We start from the raw sequence: 15,767 nt of genomic DNA, 5'->3' as shown, positions 1-15,767 counted from the left end.
GCTCGTCCGTCAGCCAAAACAGGTCGCTCATTACCAGTCTCCTCACGGAGCCTGAATCAGATCGCGACGCTCACATCAATGGGTCCTGACCCTAGCGCAATCGGTCAGGAGCGGGCGGGTCGACGAGGGCCAGAACGGGCCGCTCTCCCCTAGAAGCGCTTGGCGCACCTCCCACTCTACAACTCCTTCCCCTATTCGAGGCCAAGCTCAGGCGTTGGACTCGTCGTCCCGGTTCTCGTCCGACGCAGGGGGCGTCTTTTTGCAAAATACCGCCCATTCCCGCATGAGCAGCCGACGTTTGTCGAGAAAGTCGGTCCGACGATAAGCCGCCTCGACCTTGTTCGTGACCGTGTGGGCAAGCGCCGCCTCGGCGATTTCCCCTGAGTAGTCCGTCTGCTCCGCAACCCAGTCCCGGAATGCCGACCGAAACCCATGCACCGTCACCGCGAGGTCCATGTCTCGTAGAATTTTGAGGAGCGTCATGTCCGACAGCGGCTTCGTCACGTTCTGGCCAGGAAACACCAACTCGCTAGCGCCGACCTTGAACGCCTTGGCGCGCTCGAACACCGCCACCGCTTCGGGCGCGAGGGGCACGACATGCACTCGCCCCATCTTCATCCGCTCGGCGGGGATCGTCCACAATGCAGCTTCCAGGTCGAGCTCCGACCAAGTCGCGCCCCGAATTTCTCCCGACCGCGCCGCCGTCAGGATGAGCGCTTCCAGCGCGACACGGCCCACCGATTCCCGCTCGCCCAACTTCTCGAGGAAGTTCGGCACGGATGCATAAGGCAGGGCCGCGAAGTGGCTTTCCTTCTTGGGCTGACGAGGCAACCCCTTGGAAAGCGACCGCATTGGCGCTTCGGTCGCGCGGAACCCGCGTGCGTAAGACCAGTCGAGGACGGTGCCGATGCGTTGCCGTACGCGACGCGCCGTTTCCGGCTTTGTCAGCCAGATGGGTGCCAATACGTCCCGGATCAACGGACCTTCGATTTCGCTGACCAAGCGGTCGCCCATCTTGGGAAAGGCGTAGGTCTTCAGCGTCGATATCCACTGATCCTGATGCTTGCCGTTCTTCCAGGCCTTCTGGTGTTCCTCGTGGACCATCTCGGCGGCCTTTCTGAATGTCGGAATGACCTGCCGCTCCTGCTTCCGCTCAGCGACAGGGTCGATGCCCTGCGCGATCTTTTGGCGTGTGAGGAACGCGGCCTCTCTGGCATCCTTGAGAGAAACCGCTTTGAGTGATCCCAGCCCGATATCCTGGCGTTTTCCCTTATTCTGGATTCGAAGAACCCAGCTGGCTGCCCCTTTGCCGTTGATTTCGAGAAATAGGCCGTCCCCGTCCGAATAGCGTCCGGGCGCGATCAGCGATCGAATCTTGAGCGCAGTGAGCTTTCCCATGCCACCTCACCTCAATTTTTCCCCACACTTTTCCCCACGCTTCGCGTGAGATTGTGTCGGATCGAGTGAAACGCAGCGGCACAAAAAACCGCTGATTTCCGGGCTTTTGTAGCAGATTTCAGGGTTTTTTGCCAGCCGCACAGGGGGCATAAATGGCGGAGACGGAGGGATTCGAACCCTCGGTACGGTTTCCCGTACGACGCTTTAGCAAAGCGTTGGTTTCAGCCACTCACCCACGTCTCCGGCTGCGGCGAGGTGCGGCTATAGCGGGGCTGGTGGAGGCAATCAACCGGGTCGGAGCGGGATTTTGCGATGAAAATCGACTAGTCCCCTTTTCGTCATTCATTGCAACGCAAGCTGCGGGCTGGTTAACGTGGCCAATCGGTTCGCCGGGGGAGTTGAAAAGTCATGCGTATCGTCTGTCTGGGTCTGTCGCTGCTGGGCGGGCTTGCCATGGTCGTCGCCGCGCCGGTCGCGGCGCAGGTCCGCACGATCGATCCCAATCAGGGCATCGACAGCGACCTCGGCACCCAGCCCTCTCGGCCCGCGCCGCAGCGCAGTGCGCCGCCCCAGGACGAGGTCCCGCCGGTCCAGTCGACCCCGCCGGTCCAGCAACCGCCCGTCACCAACCCACCGGCCACCACCCCCGATTCGCGGGCGACGCAGACCACCCAGGCGGCCGACACCTTCGAGCGCGACGACCTGCTGGCCGCAGGTGAAGGCGTGTTCGGCCAGGGTGCCGAGGGTCTGGCGGGCATGATCGAGCGCATCCTGCGCGAACAGGGGCGCCCCAACGCCTATATCGCCGGGCGCGAGGCGTCGGGCGCGTTCGTCGTTGGCCTGCGTTATGGCTCGGGCATCATGACCCACAAGGTCGAGGGGCAGATGCCGGTCTATTGGACCGGACCGTCGCTGGGTTTCGATATCGGCGGCGATGCGAACAAGGTGTTCGTGCTGGTCTACAACCTCTACGACACCGAGGAACTGTTCCACCGCTTCCCGGCGGCCGAGGGGCGACTCTATTTCGTCGGCGGTTTTGCGGCGACCTATCTGCGGCGGGGCAATGTCGTGCTGATCCCGGTGCGGCTGGGCGTCGGTTGGCGGGCCGGCGTCAATGTGGGGTATATGAACTTCACCCATAAGGCGCGGTGGTTGCCGTTTTGATTTGGGTCCTCCCTTCGCCTTCCTGGCGGAGGGAGGACCCTGGCCTTGGACTTCGCTCAAGGGGAGCGCAGTCGAAGCCCACGCCCTGCTTTATCCCCGCACGAGAAGCCGATACGGCTCGCTGACCGTGATCACCGGCACGTCCCAGGGATGCGCGGCCAGCAGCTTGTCCGCCAGCGACCCGACATCCGCCGCCGCGTCATAGATCGCGGTCAGGATCACGGTCGGCGACCAACTCGCCTCGCCCACGGTGCCCAGGGTCGGCGCAGCGCCCTCGCCCGGCCGGAACCCCTCATAGCCGATCGCCAGTTCCACCACTTCGCGATACCGCCCGAAATCGCCGAGCGGGGGCATGCGAAGGATGGCAAGCAGCGTGGCGGCGGTGTCGTCCCGCTCGATCGCTCCCGGATCGCCCGCGATCAGCGCGGCCAGCGTCGCGGCCGCGACGGGGCAATAGACCCGGATGTCGCGCACCGCCCGCATCGCCGTCATCCGAAATCGACCGCCTCGAAGCGGATCGGCTGGCCGGTGGCCACGTCGGCGAGCTGGTCCTCCCACATCGCCACCTGCCCGCGCACGATCGTCCCGATCGGCTTGCCGGTCAGTTCCATGCCGGTGAAGGGCGACCAGCCGCATTTGGACTGGAGCCAGCGCTCCTCGATCGTCCAGCGCTTCTTGAGGTCGACGATCGTGAAGTCGGCGTCGTAGCCCGCTGCGATCCGTCCCTTGCCGACGATGCCGAAAATGCGCTGCGCGCCCGCGCTGGTCAGCTCGATCACCCGCTGGAGCGACAGGCGGCCGTTCGCCGCATGGTCGAGCAGCAGCGGCAGCAGCGTCTGGACACCCGGCATACCGCTGGGGCTGCCCGGATAAGGTTTGGCCTTTTCCTCCAGCGTGTGCGGCGCATGGTCCGATCCGATGACATCGGGCACGCCCTGGTTAAGCCAATGCCACAGCCCGTCACGATGCGCGCCAGAGCGGATCGGCGGGTTCATCTGCGCCAGCGTACCAAGGCGCGGATAGGCCTCCTCGCCCGCCAGGGTCAGATGCTGCGGCGTCACTTCACAGGTCGCGATGTCCTTGTGCTGCGCGATATATTCCAGCTCGGCCGGCGTCGTGACGTGGAGGATATGGATGCGGCGATTCGCCTCGCGCGCTAGGCGCAGGATGCGGCGGGTGGCGAGCAGCGCACTCTCATCGTCGCGCCAAACGGGGTGTGACGAGGGATCGCCCTCGATGCGCTCACCCGAGCGCGCGTTCATCCGATCCTCGTCCTCGGCATGAATGGCGACACGGCGATGGCCGGAGGCAAGCACTTCGGCCAGCCGCGCATCCTCCGACACCAGCAGATCGCCGGTCGACGCGCCCATGAAGATCTTCACGCCCGCCGTGCCGGGCATCCGCTCCAGCTCGGCAAGGTCGCGCGCATTGTGGTTGGTCGCGCCGACATAGAAGGCGTGATCGCAATACATCGTCCTGGCGCGGGTCAGCTTGTCGGTGATCGCCTCGGCCGAATCGGTGTTCGGCTTGGTATTGGGCATTTCGAACACGGCGGTCACGCCGCCCATGACCGCCGCGCGGCTTCCCGAGGCTAGGTCTTCCTTATGCATCAGGCCGGGCTCGCGGAAATGCACCTGGCTGTCGATCACGCCGGGAAGGATGTCGAGCCCGGTGCAATCGATCACCCGCCCCGCATCGCCCCGCGCGCCGATTCCGACGATCCGGCCGCCCTTCACGCCGATATCGGCGCGGATCGGGCCGCCGGGAGTGTGGACGGTGCCACCGGAGAGAAGCAGATCGAAGGTCATGGGAAACGGGCCTTTCGCGAATGGTCGCGCCTTCCTACCTTGCGGCCATGACCGATGCCACCCCGACGACCGCCCCCGCCCCCACCCCCGGCACGACCTTGGCCGGGCGCCGCCTGATCCGTATCGCAGGCGAGGATGTGCATGGCTTTCTGCAAGGGTTGGTGACGCAGGACGTGGCGGACCTGACGCCCGATCGCCCGCGCTGGGGTGGGCTGCTGACGCCACAGGGCAAGGCGCTGTTCGACTTCATCCTGTGGGCCGATGGCGACGCGGTGCTGATCGATGCCGAGGCGTCGCAGGCGGAGGCGCTGGCGCGGCGCCTGAGCATATACCGGCTGCGCCGCGCGATCACGATCGAGCCGGTCGAGGGGCTGGCTGTCCATTGGAGCCGCGACGCCCAAGGCCGCCCCCATGATCCGCGCCTTGCCGAACTCGGTCATCGCTGGCTGGCCCCGGCGGGAGAGGCGTCGAGCGGCTGGGCCGGGCATCGGCTGTCGCTGGGCGTGACCGAGGGTGTGGGCGAGCTGGGATCGGGGGAAACGCTTTGGCTGGAGTGCAATGCTCGCGAACTGAACGGCGTCAGCTTCACCAAGGGTTGTTATGTCGGGCAGGAGAATACGGCGCGGATGCACCATCGGTCGAAGGTCAACCGGCGGCTGGTCGTCGCGCCGCTGGGCGAGGCGAGCGATCGGACGCGTGCGACCTATACCGAATTGGGTCTGATGGTCGAACATCGCCGCGTCGAATCACTGGGCGACGCGATCCGCCCCGATTGGCTTATGGCGGCATTGCGAGCGGAACAGGAGTGACCGCCCCTTTGCGCCCGATCGGGACTAACGCGACAGGGCCTGGCTGATCTGGACGGCCGGTTTGGCGAGCATTTGGCCGACCTGGGTCGCGATGGTGACCGCTGCGACCAGCCCGAAAATGCCGAGCGCGCCGAACTGCAGCATCTGGGACAGCGAACGGCTGCGCTCCATCCGGCGGGCTGCGTCGATCTCGCTGGCCATGCTTTGTCGCATGACGCGGCGCTCCGTCCCCTGCTGGGGATCCACCGGCCGCCCTTCCAGACGAGGTTCGTTGACCAAGCTGTCGGCGCTGATGACATCCTGAGTCCGGATGCCTGAGAAACGGTCGCGCCGCCAGACGACACGCCCGATCACCACCTGGCGGCCGCGCCGCAGGTCCAGATATTCGCCCGGCGCAAGCGGATCGTCACAGGCGATCATCATGCCGCGTGACGAGACATTGTGGATGCACGCATCGCCCCAGCCCCGGACGGACTTGATGCGACAGGGGATCAGAACCTGCCGGCGCGCTTCGCGGTTCTTATAGCCCGGCCCCGACCGCCCCATGGCAGTTCCCCTGCTGCATACTCGATAGAACTATCGGTCCATAAGGCGCAGAGACAAAGAAAGGATGAATCGGATTTCATCAATGAGGCATCTGGCTTGACCGGCGGCTGAACGGTTCAACGCTGCGATTTTCGAGGATGGCCTGGACAGCCCCGTCGCAACCGGTGGCCCTACGCCCGGCCATCGGGCTGCCACCGCCGGGTGAAAAGGATCTGCAGGGGAAGGTCGGCGCCTGTCGCCGCGTTCCCATACGAAAAAGGAGGCCGGCTTTCGCCGACCTCCCTCTTTCGCAATCAGCCTTGGCTGAGCGTGGCTTACTGGCCAGCGCCCGGACCGTAGGTGATTTCGACGCGACGGTTCTGAACCTCGCGGACGCCGTCGGCGGTCTGAACGCGCAGCTTGTCGCGCTGTTCGCCGAAGGCTTCCGTGGCGATCGAGCCATCGGGGATCGAGTGCGAGGTCATGTACGCCTTCACCGCGTCGGCACGACGCTGCGACAGACCCATGTTGTACTTCGGCGTACCCGACGTGTCGGTGAAGCCTGCAACCATCACGCGGGCATTGCCGCAGCTCTGGTACTGGGTGATCGCGTTGTCGAGGATCGACGCTGCTTCCGGGGTGATGTCCGACTTGTTCCACTCGAAGAACACGATGAACGGACCCGGCGAGCACGGCACGGCCTCGGGAGCCGGCGGCGGGGGCGGCGGGGGAGGAGGCGGCGGGGGCGGCGGGGGCGGCGGCGGAGGCGGCGGAGCAGCCGGCTCACCGAAGTTGTACGCCACGCCACCCAGCAGCGAGTGCGACCGGAAACGGCCGTCATGCGTGTTGTTGGCGACGTCGACCAGCTTGACGTTGTCGGCGTTGAAGAAGCGATACTTCAACGTCGCGTCGATGTGGTCGGTCAGCGGAGCACGGATGCCCGCCAGAGCCTGCCACGCGAACACGGTGTCCGAGTCGTTCAGGAAGTCAGCGCGGTTGTTGAGCGCATAGTTCGCCTTGACGCGAGCCACACCGACACCGCCGCCGACGAAGCCCTGGATGCCGTCGTCAGCACCGAAGTCGAGCAAGCCGTTCAGCATGAAGCTGAGCGCCGAGGTCGAACCACCGGCATAGTCATAGCTGCCAGCCGGAACGGTGCCAGCACCGGTGCCGGTGTTGGTCAGCGTGGTCGAGCTGAAGCCGTCAACCGTCGCACGACGATAGCCGACTTCGGTTTCCAGACGGAAACCACCGAAGTCGTAACCCATCACGCCGTCAACATCGTAACCATAATCATGGTCAACGGTGGCGGTGCCGGTGCGCGTGCCGGTGATATCATAGTCGATATCTTCGACGATCATCCCGCCGCCTTCGATGCCAACGTACCACGACTTGTCGCGGGCGAGGGCAGGCGAAGCCAGAGCGGTGGAGGCGAGTGCCAGAACAATGGCAATCTTCCGCATCATAGTCCCCTTTCTTGGTTGTCACTACGGACAGCGCAAACCCACTATCGGAGCGTTGGTTTCCACGCAAGAAAACAAAAGCCCGCGACTGTGGCATTAAAGGCACAGAATTTTGGTCAGCCGGGCGCCACCAGACCATGGTCGCGCATCGCCGCGATTATCGCATTCAACGCCAAACGCGCTTCGGAATCAACAACTTGACCACCGGCAGGTGGCACGATGCCAGGTCGTTGCGCGCCGACAACTTTTTTTCCCTCGATCATGAGGAAACGCGCGGCGGCCCGGCCCAGCCGCCACTGGTTCCCGTCCCAGTCGCAGCGGCAATCATCCGACCGACTCCACACCGACAATCCTATCCGGGGAAGCAGGAATCGCCAGCCCCCATCGGTCCAGCCTGCCAGCATTGCGGCACGCCCTGTCCAATCGCCGTCCGGCTGGTCCCCGATAATCCAGGCCTGACCGGGCAGCGGATCGCCCGGCGGCACGTTTGCCCCCACCGCCTCGACGCACGGGTGCACGACGAGGTCGAGCAGGCTCAAGGCCTCATTGTGGGTCATCTCCTTCTGCGCCTGCCCCGCCGCCAGCAGCGGCAGCGACCAGCGCGGCGTGTCGTTCGTCGTCATGCTCCCTCCCCCACGATTCCGACCAGGGGAGCCGAGGCGCCCCAGGTCCCGATCTGCCATATGGTGACCCGCGTCCCGTCGGGCGCTGCGCCGCTCCAGCCGGGCGCGGCCAGCTCCTCCACCCGGTCGCCGATGGCGATGCGATAGCGCTCCGCTTCCTCGCCCAGCGGCGTGTCCACGCGGTCCAGCCAGCGCCAGCCGATCCGGCTGCGCCGCGTCCATCCGATGGTGACGCGCCCGTCTGCCCCGCGACGGCACCGCCAGCCGACCGGTGATGGCGGCAGGATCGACAGGCCCGTCACCTCGGCGGACGCCTGGACGCCCTCGGCGGGATCACCCAGGCCATGCGCCAGGAAGCGGACGGTGCGCCCGAGCATCGCGATCGGCACGTCCAGCGTTCGCACGGTCCCAGGCGCGAGCAGGACAAAGGGCGCGCCGGGTCTCGCCCGTCCGATCATCGCCTCGGTCCCGCGCAGCCCGCGCCGCAAGCCGCTCAGTCGCCAGTGCCGATTGCCCAGCGGCCGGGCTTGGGCGAACTGGATCAGCTCTCCGTCGATCCAGGCGAGATTGGCGCCCGAATCCAGCGCGGCGTCATCGGCGTCGGCCAGATCCTCGGTCAGCTGCACGTCGAATGTCCCGCGGCGATCGATCAGGGCGCTGCCGCCCCCGGGCGTCACGGCGCTGGCCGTTCCGATGACGCCGGGCAATGCGGTGGGGCCGAGCGCGGTCCAGCTTCCGCCATCGTCCAGGCTATAGGCCAGCTCCGCCTGCCGCCAGCCGGGACCGCCAGCCGCCACCACCGACAGGCGCGGCGCCGATAGCAACTCGTCGGCCAGCGGCGGCATCTCGAACGCCATCAGCCGAGTCGCTCCGACCAGCTGGTCCGCCGCGCGCGCGATCCGCCCCGGCGAGGCGGGCAGGATCGGACCGCGCGGCCCCAGCGGTACACAGGTCAGCCGTACCGCCATCGCCTCCCACGCCGCCTCCGTCACGCGCCAGCGTCCGGCCTCGCCGTCGATCCGCACGATGCTGCCGGGCGTGATGGCCAGATCCTCGGGGCCGAGCGTGACGATGCGCCGTACCCGCTCGGCGGCATGACGGGCCAGCCGGTCCTGCGCCAACATGCGCGCGGTCGCAGCGTCCAGCGCGGCGGCCAGGTCCAGCCGATCGTCGCGCACCCCGCCGGGGCGGCGGGCGCGCTGGATACCGATCTGATAGTCGCGCGCCGGATCGTAATGCGCGATCGTGACGCTGGCGGGGACCACGGCCTCGCCCGCGATGTTGCGCGTGCCGCGTCGCCCCGGGCCATCGGCGCCCATGCCATCGTCACGGATCATCCGTTCGGCGCCGGTCTCCGCCACCACCAGCCGCACGCCCGGCCCGTCGGCGACCCATTGCCCACCGCTCATCTGCGCCAGCATCTCCAGCACCGCGCGCACGCTGCCCCCGCTCGCGGCGAAGCCCGCCACGCTCATTCCCGCATCGCCAGACCGCACCAAGGGGCACAGTGCCTGTGCGATCGCCTCGCACGACACGGGGGCTTGATCGGCCTCCACCTCGAAGGTCAGTTGCGGGATGCGATTGCCGAACTCGGCCAACGCCAACCCCTCGAACACCGCATAGGCGACGCCCCGAAAGGCCGACGCCCGCGCGCCCTCGATCGAGGCGATCAGCGGGTCGATGGGCTGGTCCTCGGTCCCCGGGTACAGACGAAAGCCGGTCGCGACCTTGAAGTCCTCCGCTGCCCCGCGCAGCAAACGGCCATCGGCCCAGATCCGCCCCACGCGCCGGATCGCCCGTCCCGACAGCGCGACCGCGAAATTGGCGCTGTAGCTATAGCTTTCGACGCCCGGCCGTCCCTTGCCGCCGCCCGTCACCCCGCGCGCCTCGACCAGATCGGTCGCCCAGATCACCGGCCCGGCGACGCGCATCGTGCCAAAGACGGCCGGCATCTGCGTGCCATAGGTGGAAGTCTGGACCGACAGCTCGGCCAAGCGCGGGCCTTGCCTGCGGGGCGAGCCCAGCACGGCATGATCGACCCGATTGCCGATCAACGCGCCGATCGCACCGCCCACCGGCCCCAGCAGCGCCCGCCCCACCGTGCCCAAGACCAAGGTCGCCATCATCCCTCCCCCTTCCAATATCCCAGCACCGGCCAGGGCGGTGCACCGGGCCGCCAGGCGACGCGACGAAGCCCCGCATCGGCATGGACGATCCCGTCGCTCACCCGGATCGCCAGATGCAGTTGTCCCGGCCCCACGCGCAGCAGCAGGATCGCGCCGGGCGCGGGCGCCCCTCGCGCGAAGACCGCATCGAGCATCGCCGCCACCCGCCCCTCGTCCCCGCTGCGCCAGCCATAGCCGGTCGGTGCCTCCCGCCCCGTCGCCAGCGCGACCAGCCCGACGCAATCGAGCCCATGGGTCGCATCGCGCCCGTGCAGCCGGAACCGCACGCCGACCAGCGCCCGCGCGGCCACCTCCACCCGGGTCATGCGCCCGGATAGCGGGTGAGCAGATCGATGCCGGGCAGGAAAGGCTCGCCGCGGAAATTCACGACATTGCCGAAGCGCGACAGACAGGTTTCCAGCCTTTTGTCGCACCCCTCCACCAACTCGACCAGCACGCCCTCCTCGACCGCATAGGCCGGGGCGGTGGCGATCCGGATGCGGTCGCCTTCCGATCCCAGGATCAGCGCCTCCAGCCCGGCATTGGCCCCGCCAAACCAGATCAGCCGCCCCTGGCAATAGGCCCCGGCGACCGGCTCGGGCCGATCGACGGTCAGCATCACCTCGCCATCCCAGGTCATGACCCGCGCAAAGCGTCGGCGCGGCGCCATCGCCACGCGGCATCGCCGATCGCCCAGCGATGCGCGGCAATCGGGCGAGGTTTCCTCCGCCACCGGGCGGTCGAGCAGCGCTCCGACCCCGCGCAATTCGGCGGCAAAGCCGCCCTCGCCCAGTCGCACCGCGCCGATCGCGCCCTGTCCCAGCGCCACGGGCGGTTCCTGACCGGTCCAGTCGACCGCGACCGCCGCCACGCCTGCCCCGTCCCATCGACCTGCCAGCAGATCGCGCTCGCCGATCGCCGCGCTGGTCAGTGCGCCCGAGGCTTCCATCAGATCGGGGTCCAGCCCGTCGCCGCGCAGGATCGCACTCGGCGTCAGGCCGGGCGCGGCGCGGTAGCGCAGCCCGTCGATCCACAGATCATGGTCATGACCGGTCAGCCCGATCGTCACCCCGTCACGGCGTTCGATCCGCCAGCACAGCACCCATGTCGTCAGCGTGTCGGCGCTCATGCCTCGCGCACCTCGACCAGCGGGACGGACGCCGCCGCACCGGCCCGGAATCCCGCCAGCGTTACGCTCAGTCGATCCTCGGCGAAGCGGACAGGCACGTCGAAGGTGAAGCTGGCGGTAATCGCCGCGCCCATAACGGGCGCGGCGTCGAAGAGCAGCCAGCCGCCCGGCTCGACCGTGAACCCGGTCATGCTGCGCCCCGCGACCTTCACCGACACACTCCCCGGAACGGGGCGGGTGATGCGACGCGACTGGTCGCCATAACGGCGCGTGAGCGCGAAGCGTCGCGTCGCACCGTCGCCCATGCCCAACGCCTCGTCGGTGCCGATGCTGTCGAACGGGTCGCGCAGGCGGAAGCCGCGCGCCGGTCCCATCCGCGCCCGGAAAAAACCAAGCAGCGCGGCAATATCCTCGGCCGAGCGGATGCCGGGGCCGACATCATAGGTCGTCCGCGCCTCCGCCCAGCTCGCATTGCGTGCCTCGCGTCCCCCCGCGCCGGTCAGGATCGCGGTCGAGAAGCCCGGCGTCACCTCCGCCTCGCGGCCCAGCGCCAGCGGGAACAGCACGTCATCGAAAGCCTGCACCTCGTCCTCCTCGCCTTCCCAGCACACGAAACCGTCGCGCATCACCTGCGGCATTGCCCATAGGAAGGTCGCGGCGACCCCGCGCGCACGGGCCGCCTCCGCCGCATCGGCGATCCAGGCCCATTGCGTCCGCTGATCGGCGCGCAGCACGAAGCCCGCCAGGTAATGCTGTCGCTCGGGCGGGTAGCCGAGCCGCGCTTCCGCCAACGCCACGCCCTTTCGGGTGGAGGCGCTGTCTCCCGCCGTCACCCAGTCATAATCCTCCAGCTGCAGCACATCGAAGGCCGGGCTTGCCCAGCCGATCGGCATGTTGGCGCGCTTGGCCTCCGGCGCCTGGGGATCGAGCACGGTCGGCAGATAGGTGAGCAAATGGGTGACGCAGCCCGGCGCCGCCGCCTTCACGGCTGCGCACAGCGCCGCCGTCGAGGCTGCCAGACATGCCCCCGCCCGGTCGAGCGTGTCGCCCTGCGCCTGGCTTTTCGCCCCGGCCATACTGGCCATCGGCACCGGCGCGAAGGCCGCCATCGCCGCCGCATCGTAGATACACGGCGCGCCGTCCGAGGGACGCACCCACCACCAAGGCTCGCCGATCTGGAATTGCGGCGACAGCCCCGCCGCTTGCCCGATCGCCAGAAAGGCCCGCGCCACCGCCTGAAGATAGGCCATCGCCCCACCATGCGCGGGGCTGAGCAAGGTCGAGGGCGGTTCCCAGCCGGTCAGCGCGGGCGCACCGTCCGCCGAACGCTGTTTCCAGTCGCCCCAGCAATGGGCGTCGAACAACTCATAGGATAGCAACCAGATCAGCTCATAGCCAAGTGCCCTCGCCTCACCCGCAAAGCCGCGATGCCACGCCGCGCTCGCCACGTTCAGCGCCCCGCCCGCCAGGCTGGCGTAAAGTCCCTCGCCGCTGCGTTCGAGCCGGAAATAATGGCTCATGCCGACATAATGGACGATGCTGCCACGATAGCCGAGGTGCAGCATATTGCGCAGCAAACGTTGCGGCGTCAGGTGATAGCTGTCGTCATAACCGCTCGCGATACCAAAGCCCTGCTCGGGCAGCACCGCCGCGCCGACGCCGATCACTGCGCCCGGCCCGTCACAGACGATCCCGGTCAGCTCGACCCAGCCCTCCTGCGGCTGGCCAAGAAAGCGGCCGCCTGCATCATAATCGGGCGCGACCAGCGAGACGAACATCCGGTCGACATCGCCCGCCCAGACGGGATCGCGATCCTCGGGAAATCGGAACCCGCCCGCCAGGTTCGCGAAGTCGATGACGACCTCCGCATCCTCGGCCGTGCCGGTCGCATAATTCCACAGCCGGACATACCAGGCGCGGGGTCGGCCAGCCGCATCGCGTCCCTCGATGGTCAGGGTCGGGCCGTGAATCGCATCGAGCGGCTTGATCCCGCGCGAGCGCCAGCGGAACCGCAACCGGCAATCGCGATAATCTCGCACCGTGTCATAGCGCAACAGCGGATGGTCGTGCCGATCCGCGGATTCCCAGATCAGCCCCGCCAGATCATCCGCGCGGTAGAAGACCGCATCGACTCGCAAGCCATCGGGGTCGGTCACGACGACCGCCGCCATCATCGGGCGGGGAAAATCGACCGTCCAATAGCGCGGGTCGAAGCGAGACAGCGTGTCGCTCCGCTGGTCGCGGCGTTCGCTATGCAGGCACCATTGCATGGTATCGCTCCTCGAGTTCCTCCGCTGCAACGGGAGGAAAGATGCGGCTCAGTCCTCGGCCAGCGCCGCGCGGACCGCGCGCGCGACCTGTCGGCTGGAGCGTTGCAGCACGCCCGCCGCCTCGCCTGCCCCGGCATTGATCGTGATCGCCACCCGCACATCCCGCGGGGAACCGCCGGGGCGCAGCGTCTCGATCCGCCCATTGCTGGTCGGCACAAAGACCTCCGGCCCGCGCTCGCCGACCAGATAGGGGCGGTCGGGCGATACCGGCCCGCCGGTCGCCCGGCCGGGCAGGCCCGACGCCAGTCCGCCCAGCAAGCCCAACAACCCGCCATCGCCCACCGTCCCCACGCCCTGCCGCAACGCCAGGCGCGCGATCTGATCGAGCACGGACAGCGCGGTCGCCTTCAACTCCTCGAACCCGAACTTTCCCGTGCGCACCGCGCGCAGCAGCGCCCCCTCGACCGTTCGTGCACCGAGCTCGGCCGCATCGCCCAGCCCGCGCGACAGCTCGGCGCGCATCGTCGCCATGTCGGCGGCGAAGCCCCGCATATCGATACGGGGTGCGAATTCCTGCTCATCCATCCGGATACATCTCCCGCAACCGGACGAGCGTGGCGGGCGAGGGCGGATCGCCGCCGCCCTCCGCCCCGCCCGTCATCGCCGTCACGATTCCCTGAAGTTCGGCCGGGGTGGCGCGCCAGAAGCGGTCCGGCGACCAGCCCAGCACCGCGCCCGCCATCCCCGCCAGTCGCGCCGCCACCTCGGCGAACATCATTTTCCGCCCAGTATCTGGCGCAGCAATTGCCGCAACACGGGCGCCAGCGCGGCCAGTCCCAGATCGACCAGCGCCTCGCCCAGCTGCTCGCGGCTCAGCCCGTCAGGCACCTCGCGCAGGCAATGCCAGATCAGCGCCGCCGCCTCGGCCAGCGACAATCTGCCCTCGCCCGCCCGCTCGACCAGCTCGAACAACGGCCCCAGCTCGCCTTCCGCCGCGACCAAAGCCTGGAAGCTCGGCCGGACGACCAGTTCGCTGCCGCCGACACGGACGCTCGCTTCGCCGCGCACGGGATTTGCCGCGCCGCTCATGCCGACATCACCGCGCCGGAGCTTTCCAGCGCCAGCGTGTAGGTCCGCTCGCCACCGAAATCGCCGCTGTAATCCAGCCGCGTGACCAGGAACCGCCCGGTCATCGACCCACCGCTCTCGAAGCTCAGCCGATAGGTCTCGATCGTGCCCGCCAGCGCATGGCCGCGCATCCGCGCTTCCGCCGCCGATCCGGTAAAGACTCCCGCGCCCGCGACGCTGACATGGCGCACGCCCGCGCCCGACAGCAATTCTCGCCAGCCGCCCGAATCCTTGTTCGTCACCACCACCGTCTCGCCATTGATCGACAGCTGCGTGGTGCGCAGCCCCGCCATCGTCGCGAAGGCGGGCGGCTCGGCCCCGTCGCCGATCTTCAACAGAAAGGCGCTTCCCTTTTCGATTGCCATGATTGTCCCCCTATTGTCCCACGCGCCACAGCCGGGCGCGCCATTCGACGCTCGCCGTCCACCGCGCGCCCGTCTTCGCCATGCGAGTGCCGGTCATGCTCAGCCCCGCGACCCGCCAACCATCGGCCAGCACTCCGGCCAAGCCGATCGCCTCCGCCGCCTGGACGCAGAGGCGCAGCCGCCGGGGCTGTTCCCCCTCATCGGTCAGGGTCAGCGCGACACGCAGTTCGCGCCCTTCGATCCCCGCCGCCCCCCAGTCGCTGTCGCCCGGCTCGCCCAGTACGGCTTGCGGCACGCTCGCCCGCACCGGCACCGCATCGAACAGCGACACCCCCAGCGGCGTCAGTACAGGCCGAAGAGCGGCCATCAGCCCCGCCCGCAGCGCCTCCCGCGCGGTCATGCCCGCCTCGGCCCGTCTAGCCTCATCCGCCGCCACGGCCGCCACAAAGCGGCGACGGCGGCGGGCGGCACGGCGGCGGCATCGCGATTGTCGAACAGATGCGCCCCCATGATCGCCACGCCATGCGCGATCTCGGGCGGGAGGCTGGCCCAGTCCTGGGCGAGCCCCGCGCGGTAGTGGATCGTCGCATCCTCGGCCGTGCGGAACCAGCCGCGTCCGTCGCGATCGATCGCCCCCTCGCCGTCCGTCAGGATCGTCTGCACCGGCAGCGCCGACAGCGCCTGCCAAGCTGCGCGGCCCGCCAGGCTATCCTCGACCACCCGCGCGACCAGCATCTGCCCGCAAAAGGATTCGGCCAGCCCCAGCGCGACGCCAGCGGCTCGCTCGACCAGCGCCGCCTCATTGCCCTCCTCCAACCGCAGCAGCGTGCGCACCGCACCCGCCGCCGCCGTCACGGTCGCAAGGGGCATGGCCTCCTTCGTCCCGCTCATCATGTAAACTCCTTCATCGATACAAACTG

The 15,767-nt window shown here is 68.1% G+C and carries 18 protein-coding genes and 1 tRNA gene; 2 read left to right on the top strand and 17 right to left on the bottom strand.

Annotated features, from left to right (window positions below; translation table 11 throughout):
• Positions 1–207 precede the first annotated feature (207 nt).
• Both GGR45_RS18075 and GGR45_RS18070 read right to left on the bottom strand, forming a co-directional pair.
• Positions 208–1,398: a tyrosine-type recombinase/integrase gene (locus GGR45_RS18075; RefSeq protein ID WP_175310478.1), complete on the bottom strand. Its 1,191-nt coding sequence runs from the start codon at positions 1,396–1,398 to the stop codon at positions 208–210.
• Positions 1,399–1,551: 153 nt separating this feature from the next.
• Positions 1,552–1,641, bottom strand: a tRNA-Ser gene (locus tag GGR45_RS18070).
• A 165-nt stretch (positions 1,642–1,806) separates the two neighbouring features.
• Here GGR45_RS18070 and GGR45_RS18065 point away from each other — a divergent pair.
• Positions 1,807–2,562, top strand: a complete 756-nt coding sequence (locus GGR45_RS18065) for a DUF1134 domain-containing protein (RefSeq protein WP_175310477.1) — start codon at positions 1,807–1,809, stop codon at positions 2,560–2,562.
• A 90-nt stretch (positions 2,563–2,652) separates the two neighbouring features.
• Here the strand turns inward: GGR45_RS18065 and GGR45_RS18060 are convergent, their stop codons facing one another.
• Both GGR45_RS18060 and GGR45_RS18055 read right to left on the bottom strand, forming a co-directional pair.
• On the bottom strand, positions 2,653–3,054 hold the full coding sequence (locus GGR45_RS18060) for a hypothetical protein (RefSeq protein ID WP_175310476.1): 402 nt from the start codon (positions 3,052–3,054) through the stop codon (positions 2,653–2,655).
• Positions 3,051–4,370: a dihydroorotase gene (locus GGR45_RS18055; RefSeq protein WP_175310475.1), complete on the bottom strand. Its 1,320-nt coding sequence runs from the start codon at positions 4,368–4,370 to the stop codon at positions 3,051–3,053. The genes GGR45_RS18060 and GGR45_RS18055 overlap by 4 nt, the downstream gene beginning before the upstream one ends.
• 47 nt (positions 4,371–4,417) lie before the next feature.
• Here GGR45_RS18055 and ygfZ point away from each other — a divergent pair, with 47 nt between their 5' ends.
• Positions 4,418–5,179 (top strand): CAF17-like 4Fe-4S cluster assembly/insertion protein YgfZ, encoded by a 762-nt coding sequence (ygfZ, locus tag GGR45_RS18050; protein WP_175310474.1) that lies wholly within the window; start codon positions 4,418–4,420, stop codon positions 5,177–5,179.
• A 24-nt stretch (positions 5,180–5,203) separates the two neighbouring features.
• Here the strand turns inward: ygfZ and GGR45_RS18045 are convergent, their stop codons facing one another.
• The 13 genes from GGR45_RS18045 to GGR45_RS17985 form a co-directional block, all read right to left on the bottom strand.
• On the bottom strand, positions 5,204–5,725 hold the full coding sequence (locus tag GGR45_RS18045; protein ID WP_175310473.1) for a PilZ domain-containing protein: 522 nt from the start codon (positions 5,723–5,725) through the stop codon (positions 5,204–5,206).
• 314 nt (positions 5,726–6,039) lie between these two features.
• On the bottom strand, positions 6,040–7,167 hold the full coding sequence (locus GGR45_RS18040; protein WP_175310481.1) for an OmpA family protein: 1,128 nt from the start codon (positions 7,165–7,167) through the stop codon (positions 6,040–6,042).
• A gap of 116 nt (positions 7,168–7,283) precedes the next feature.
• The gene (locus GGR45_RS18035; RefSeq protein WP_175310472.1) at positions 7,284–7,790 is read right to left on the bottom strand and encodes a DUF2793 domain-containing protein; all 507 of its coding nucleotides are present in this window, start codon (positions 7,788–7,790) and stop codon (positions 7,284–7,286) included.
• Positions 7,787–9,913, bottom strand: a complete 2,127-nt coding sequence (locus GGR45_RS18030) for a phage tail protein (RefSeq protein ID WP_175310471.1) — start codon at positions 9,911–9,913, stop codon at positions 7,787–7,789. The genes GGR45_RS18035 and GGR45_RS18030 overlap by 4 nt, the downstream gene beginning before the upstream one ends.
• Positions 9,913–10,281 (bottom strand): peptidoglycan endopeptidase, encoded by a 369-nt coding sequence (locus GGR45_RS18025; protein ID WP_175310470.1) that lies wholly within the window; start codon positions 10,279–10,281, stop codon positions 9,913–9,915. Before GGR45_RS18025 ends, GGR45_RS18030 begins: the two co-directional genes overlap by 1 nt.
• A complete protein-coding gene (locus tag GGR45_RS18020) occupies positions 10,278–11,084 on the bottom strand; it encodes a DUF2163 domain-containing protein (RefSeq protein WP_175310469.1) in 807 nt (268 codons plus the stop codon). The genes GGR45_RS18025 and GGR45_RS18020 overlap by 4 nt, the downstream gene beginning before the upstream one ends.
• Entirely contained in the window at positions 11,081–13,354 is a 2,274-nt protein-coding gene (locus tag GGR45_RS18015) for a DUF2460 domain-containing protein (RefSeq protein WP_175310468.1), read from the bottom strand. Before GGR45_RS18015 ends, GGR45_RS18020 begins: the two co-directional genes overlap by 4 nt.
• A gap of 48 nt (positions 13,355–13,402) precedes the next feature.
• A complete protein-coding gene (locus GGR45_RS18010) occupies positions 13,403–13,939 on the bottom strand; it encodes a tail tape measure protein (RefSeq protein WP_175310467.1) in 537 nt (178 codons plus the stop codon).
• Positions 13,932–14,132, bottom strand: coding sequence for a phage tail assembly chaperone (locus GGR45_RS18005; RefSeq protein ID WP_175310466.1), 201 nt, complete (start codon positions 14,130–14,132; stop codon positions 13,932–13,934). Before GGR45_RS18005 ends, GGR45_RS18010 begins: the two co-directional genes overlap by 8 nt.
• Positions 14,129–14,443: a gene transfer agent family protein gene (locus tag GGR45_RS18000; RefSeq protein WP_175310465.1), complete on the bottom strand. Its 315-nt coding sequence runs from the start codon at positions 14,441–14,443 to the stop codon at positions 14,129–14,131. The genes GGR45_RS18005 and GGR45_RS18000 overlap by 4 nt, the downstream gene beginning before the upstream one ends.
• On the bottom strand, positions 14,440–14,847 hold the full coding sequence (locus GGR45_RS17995; protein WP_175310464.1) for a phage major tail protein, TP901-1 family: 408 nt from the start codon (positions 14,845–14,847) through the stop codon (positions 14,440–14,442). The genes GGR45_RS18000 and GGR45_RS17995 overlap by 4 nt, the downstream gene beginning before the upstream one ends.
• Before the next feature lie 10 nt (positions 14,848–14,857).
• Positions 14,858–15,247, bottom strand: a complete 390-nt coding sequence (gene gp17, locus GGR45_RS17990) for a tail completion protein gp17 (RefSeq protein WP_175310463.1) — start codon at positions 15,245–15,247, stop codon at positions 14,858–14,860.
• The gene (locus GGR45_RS17985) at positions 15,244–15,738 is read right to left on the bottom strand and encodes a head-tail connector protein (RefSeq protein WP_246358309.1); all 495 of its coding nucleotides are present in this window, start codon (positions 15,736–15,738) and stop codon (positions 15,244–15,246) included. The genes gp17 and GGR45_RS17985 overlap by 4 nt, the downstream gene beginning before the upstream one ends.
• Positions 15,739–15,767 lie beyond the last annotated feature (29 nt).

It is taken from the genome of Sphingomonas zeae (assembly GCF_014197135.1).
Taxonomy (GTDB): domain Bacteria; phylum Pseudomonadota; class Alphaproteobacteria; order Sphingomonadales; family Sphingomonadaceae; genus Sphingomonas; species Sphingomonas zeae.
The sequence above is the reverse complement of the archived record's forward strand: the minus strand, read 5'-3'. Positions and strand labels throughout refer to the sequence as shown.

Excerpts from the sequence above, each read along its gene's own strand:
- GGR45_RS18075 (WP_175310478.1), bottom strand. The coding sequence starts at position 1,398 with ATGGGAAAGCTCACTGCGCTCAAGATTCGATCGCTGATCGCGCCCGGA.
- GGR45_RS18065 (WP_175310477.1), top strand. The coding sequence starts at position 1,807 with ATGCGTATCGTCTGTCTGGGTCTGTCGCTGCTGGGCGGGCTTGCCATG.
- GGR45_RS18060 (WP_175310476.1), bottom strand. The coding sequence starts at position 3,054 with ATGACGGCGATGCGGGCGGTGCGCGACATCCGGGTCTATTGCCCCGTC.
- GGR45_RS18055 (WP_175310475.1), bottom strand. The coding sequence starts at position 4,370 with ATGACCTTCGATCTGCTTCTCTCCGGTGGCACCGTCCACACTCCCGGC.
- ygfZ (WP_175310474.1), top strand. The coding sequence starts at position 4,418 with ATGACCGATGCCACCCCGACGACCGCCCCCGCCCCCACCCCCGGCACG.
- GGR45_RS18045 (WP_175310473.1), bottom strand. The coding sequence starts at position 5,725 with ATGGGGCGGTCGGGGCCGGGCTATAAGAACCGCGAAGCGCGCCGGCAG.
- GGR45_RS18040 (WP_175310481.1), bottom strand. The coding sequence starts at position 7,167 with ATGCGGAAGATTGCCATTGTTCTGGCACTCGCCTCCACCGCTCTGGCT.
- GGR45_RS18035 (WP_175310472.1), bottom strand. The coding sequence starts at position 7,790 with ATGACGACGAACGACACGCCGCGCTGGTCGCTGCCGCTGCTGGCGGCG.
- GGR45_RS18030 (WP_175310471.1), bottom strand. The coding sequence starts at position 9,913 with ATGGCGACCTTGGTCTTGGGCACGGTGGGGCGGGCGCTGCTGGGGCCG.
- GGR45_RS18025 (WP_175310470.1), bottom strand. The coding sequence starts at position 10,281 with ATGACCCGGGTGGAGGTGGCCGCGCGGGCGCTGGTCGGCGTGCGGTTC.
- GGR45_RS18020 (WP_175310469.1), bottom strand. The coding sequence starts at position 11,084 with ATGAGCGCCGACACGCTGACGACATGGGTGCTGTGCTGGCGGATCGAA.
- GGR45_RS18015 (WP_175310468.1), bottom strand. The coding sequence starts at position 13,354 with ATGCAATGGTGCCTGCATAGCGAACGCCGCGACCAGCGGAGCGACACG.
- GGR45_RS18010 (WP_175310467.1), bottom strand. The coding sequence starts at position 13,939 with ATGGATGAGCAGGAATTCGCACCCCGTATCGATATGCGGGGCTTCGCC.
- GGR45_RS18005 (WP_175310466.1), bottom strand. The coding sequence starts at position 14,132 with ATGATGTTCGCCGAGGTGGCGGCGCGACTGGCGGGGATGGCGGGCGCG.
- GGR45_RS18000 (WP_175310465.1), bottom strand. The coding sequence starts at position 14,443 with ATGAGCGGCGCGGCAAATCCCGTGCGCGGCGAAGCGAGCGTCCGTGTC.
- GGR45_RS17995 (WP_175310464.1), bottom strand. The coding sequence starts at position 14,847 with ATGGCAATCGAAAAGGGAAGCGCCTTTCTGTTGAAGATCGGCGACGGG.
- gp17 (WP_175310463.1), bottom strand. The coding sequence starts at position 15,247 with ATGACCGCGCGGGAGGCGCTGCGGGCGGGGCTGATGGCCGCTCTTCGG.
- GGR45_RS17985 (WP_246358309.1), bottom strand. The coding sequence starts at position 15,738 with ATGAGCGGGACGAAGGAGGCCATGCCCCTTGCGACCGTGACGGCGGCG.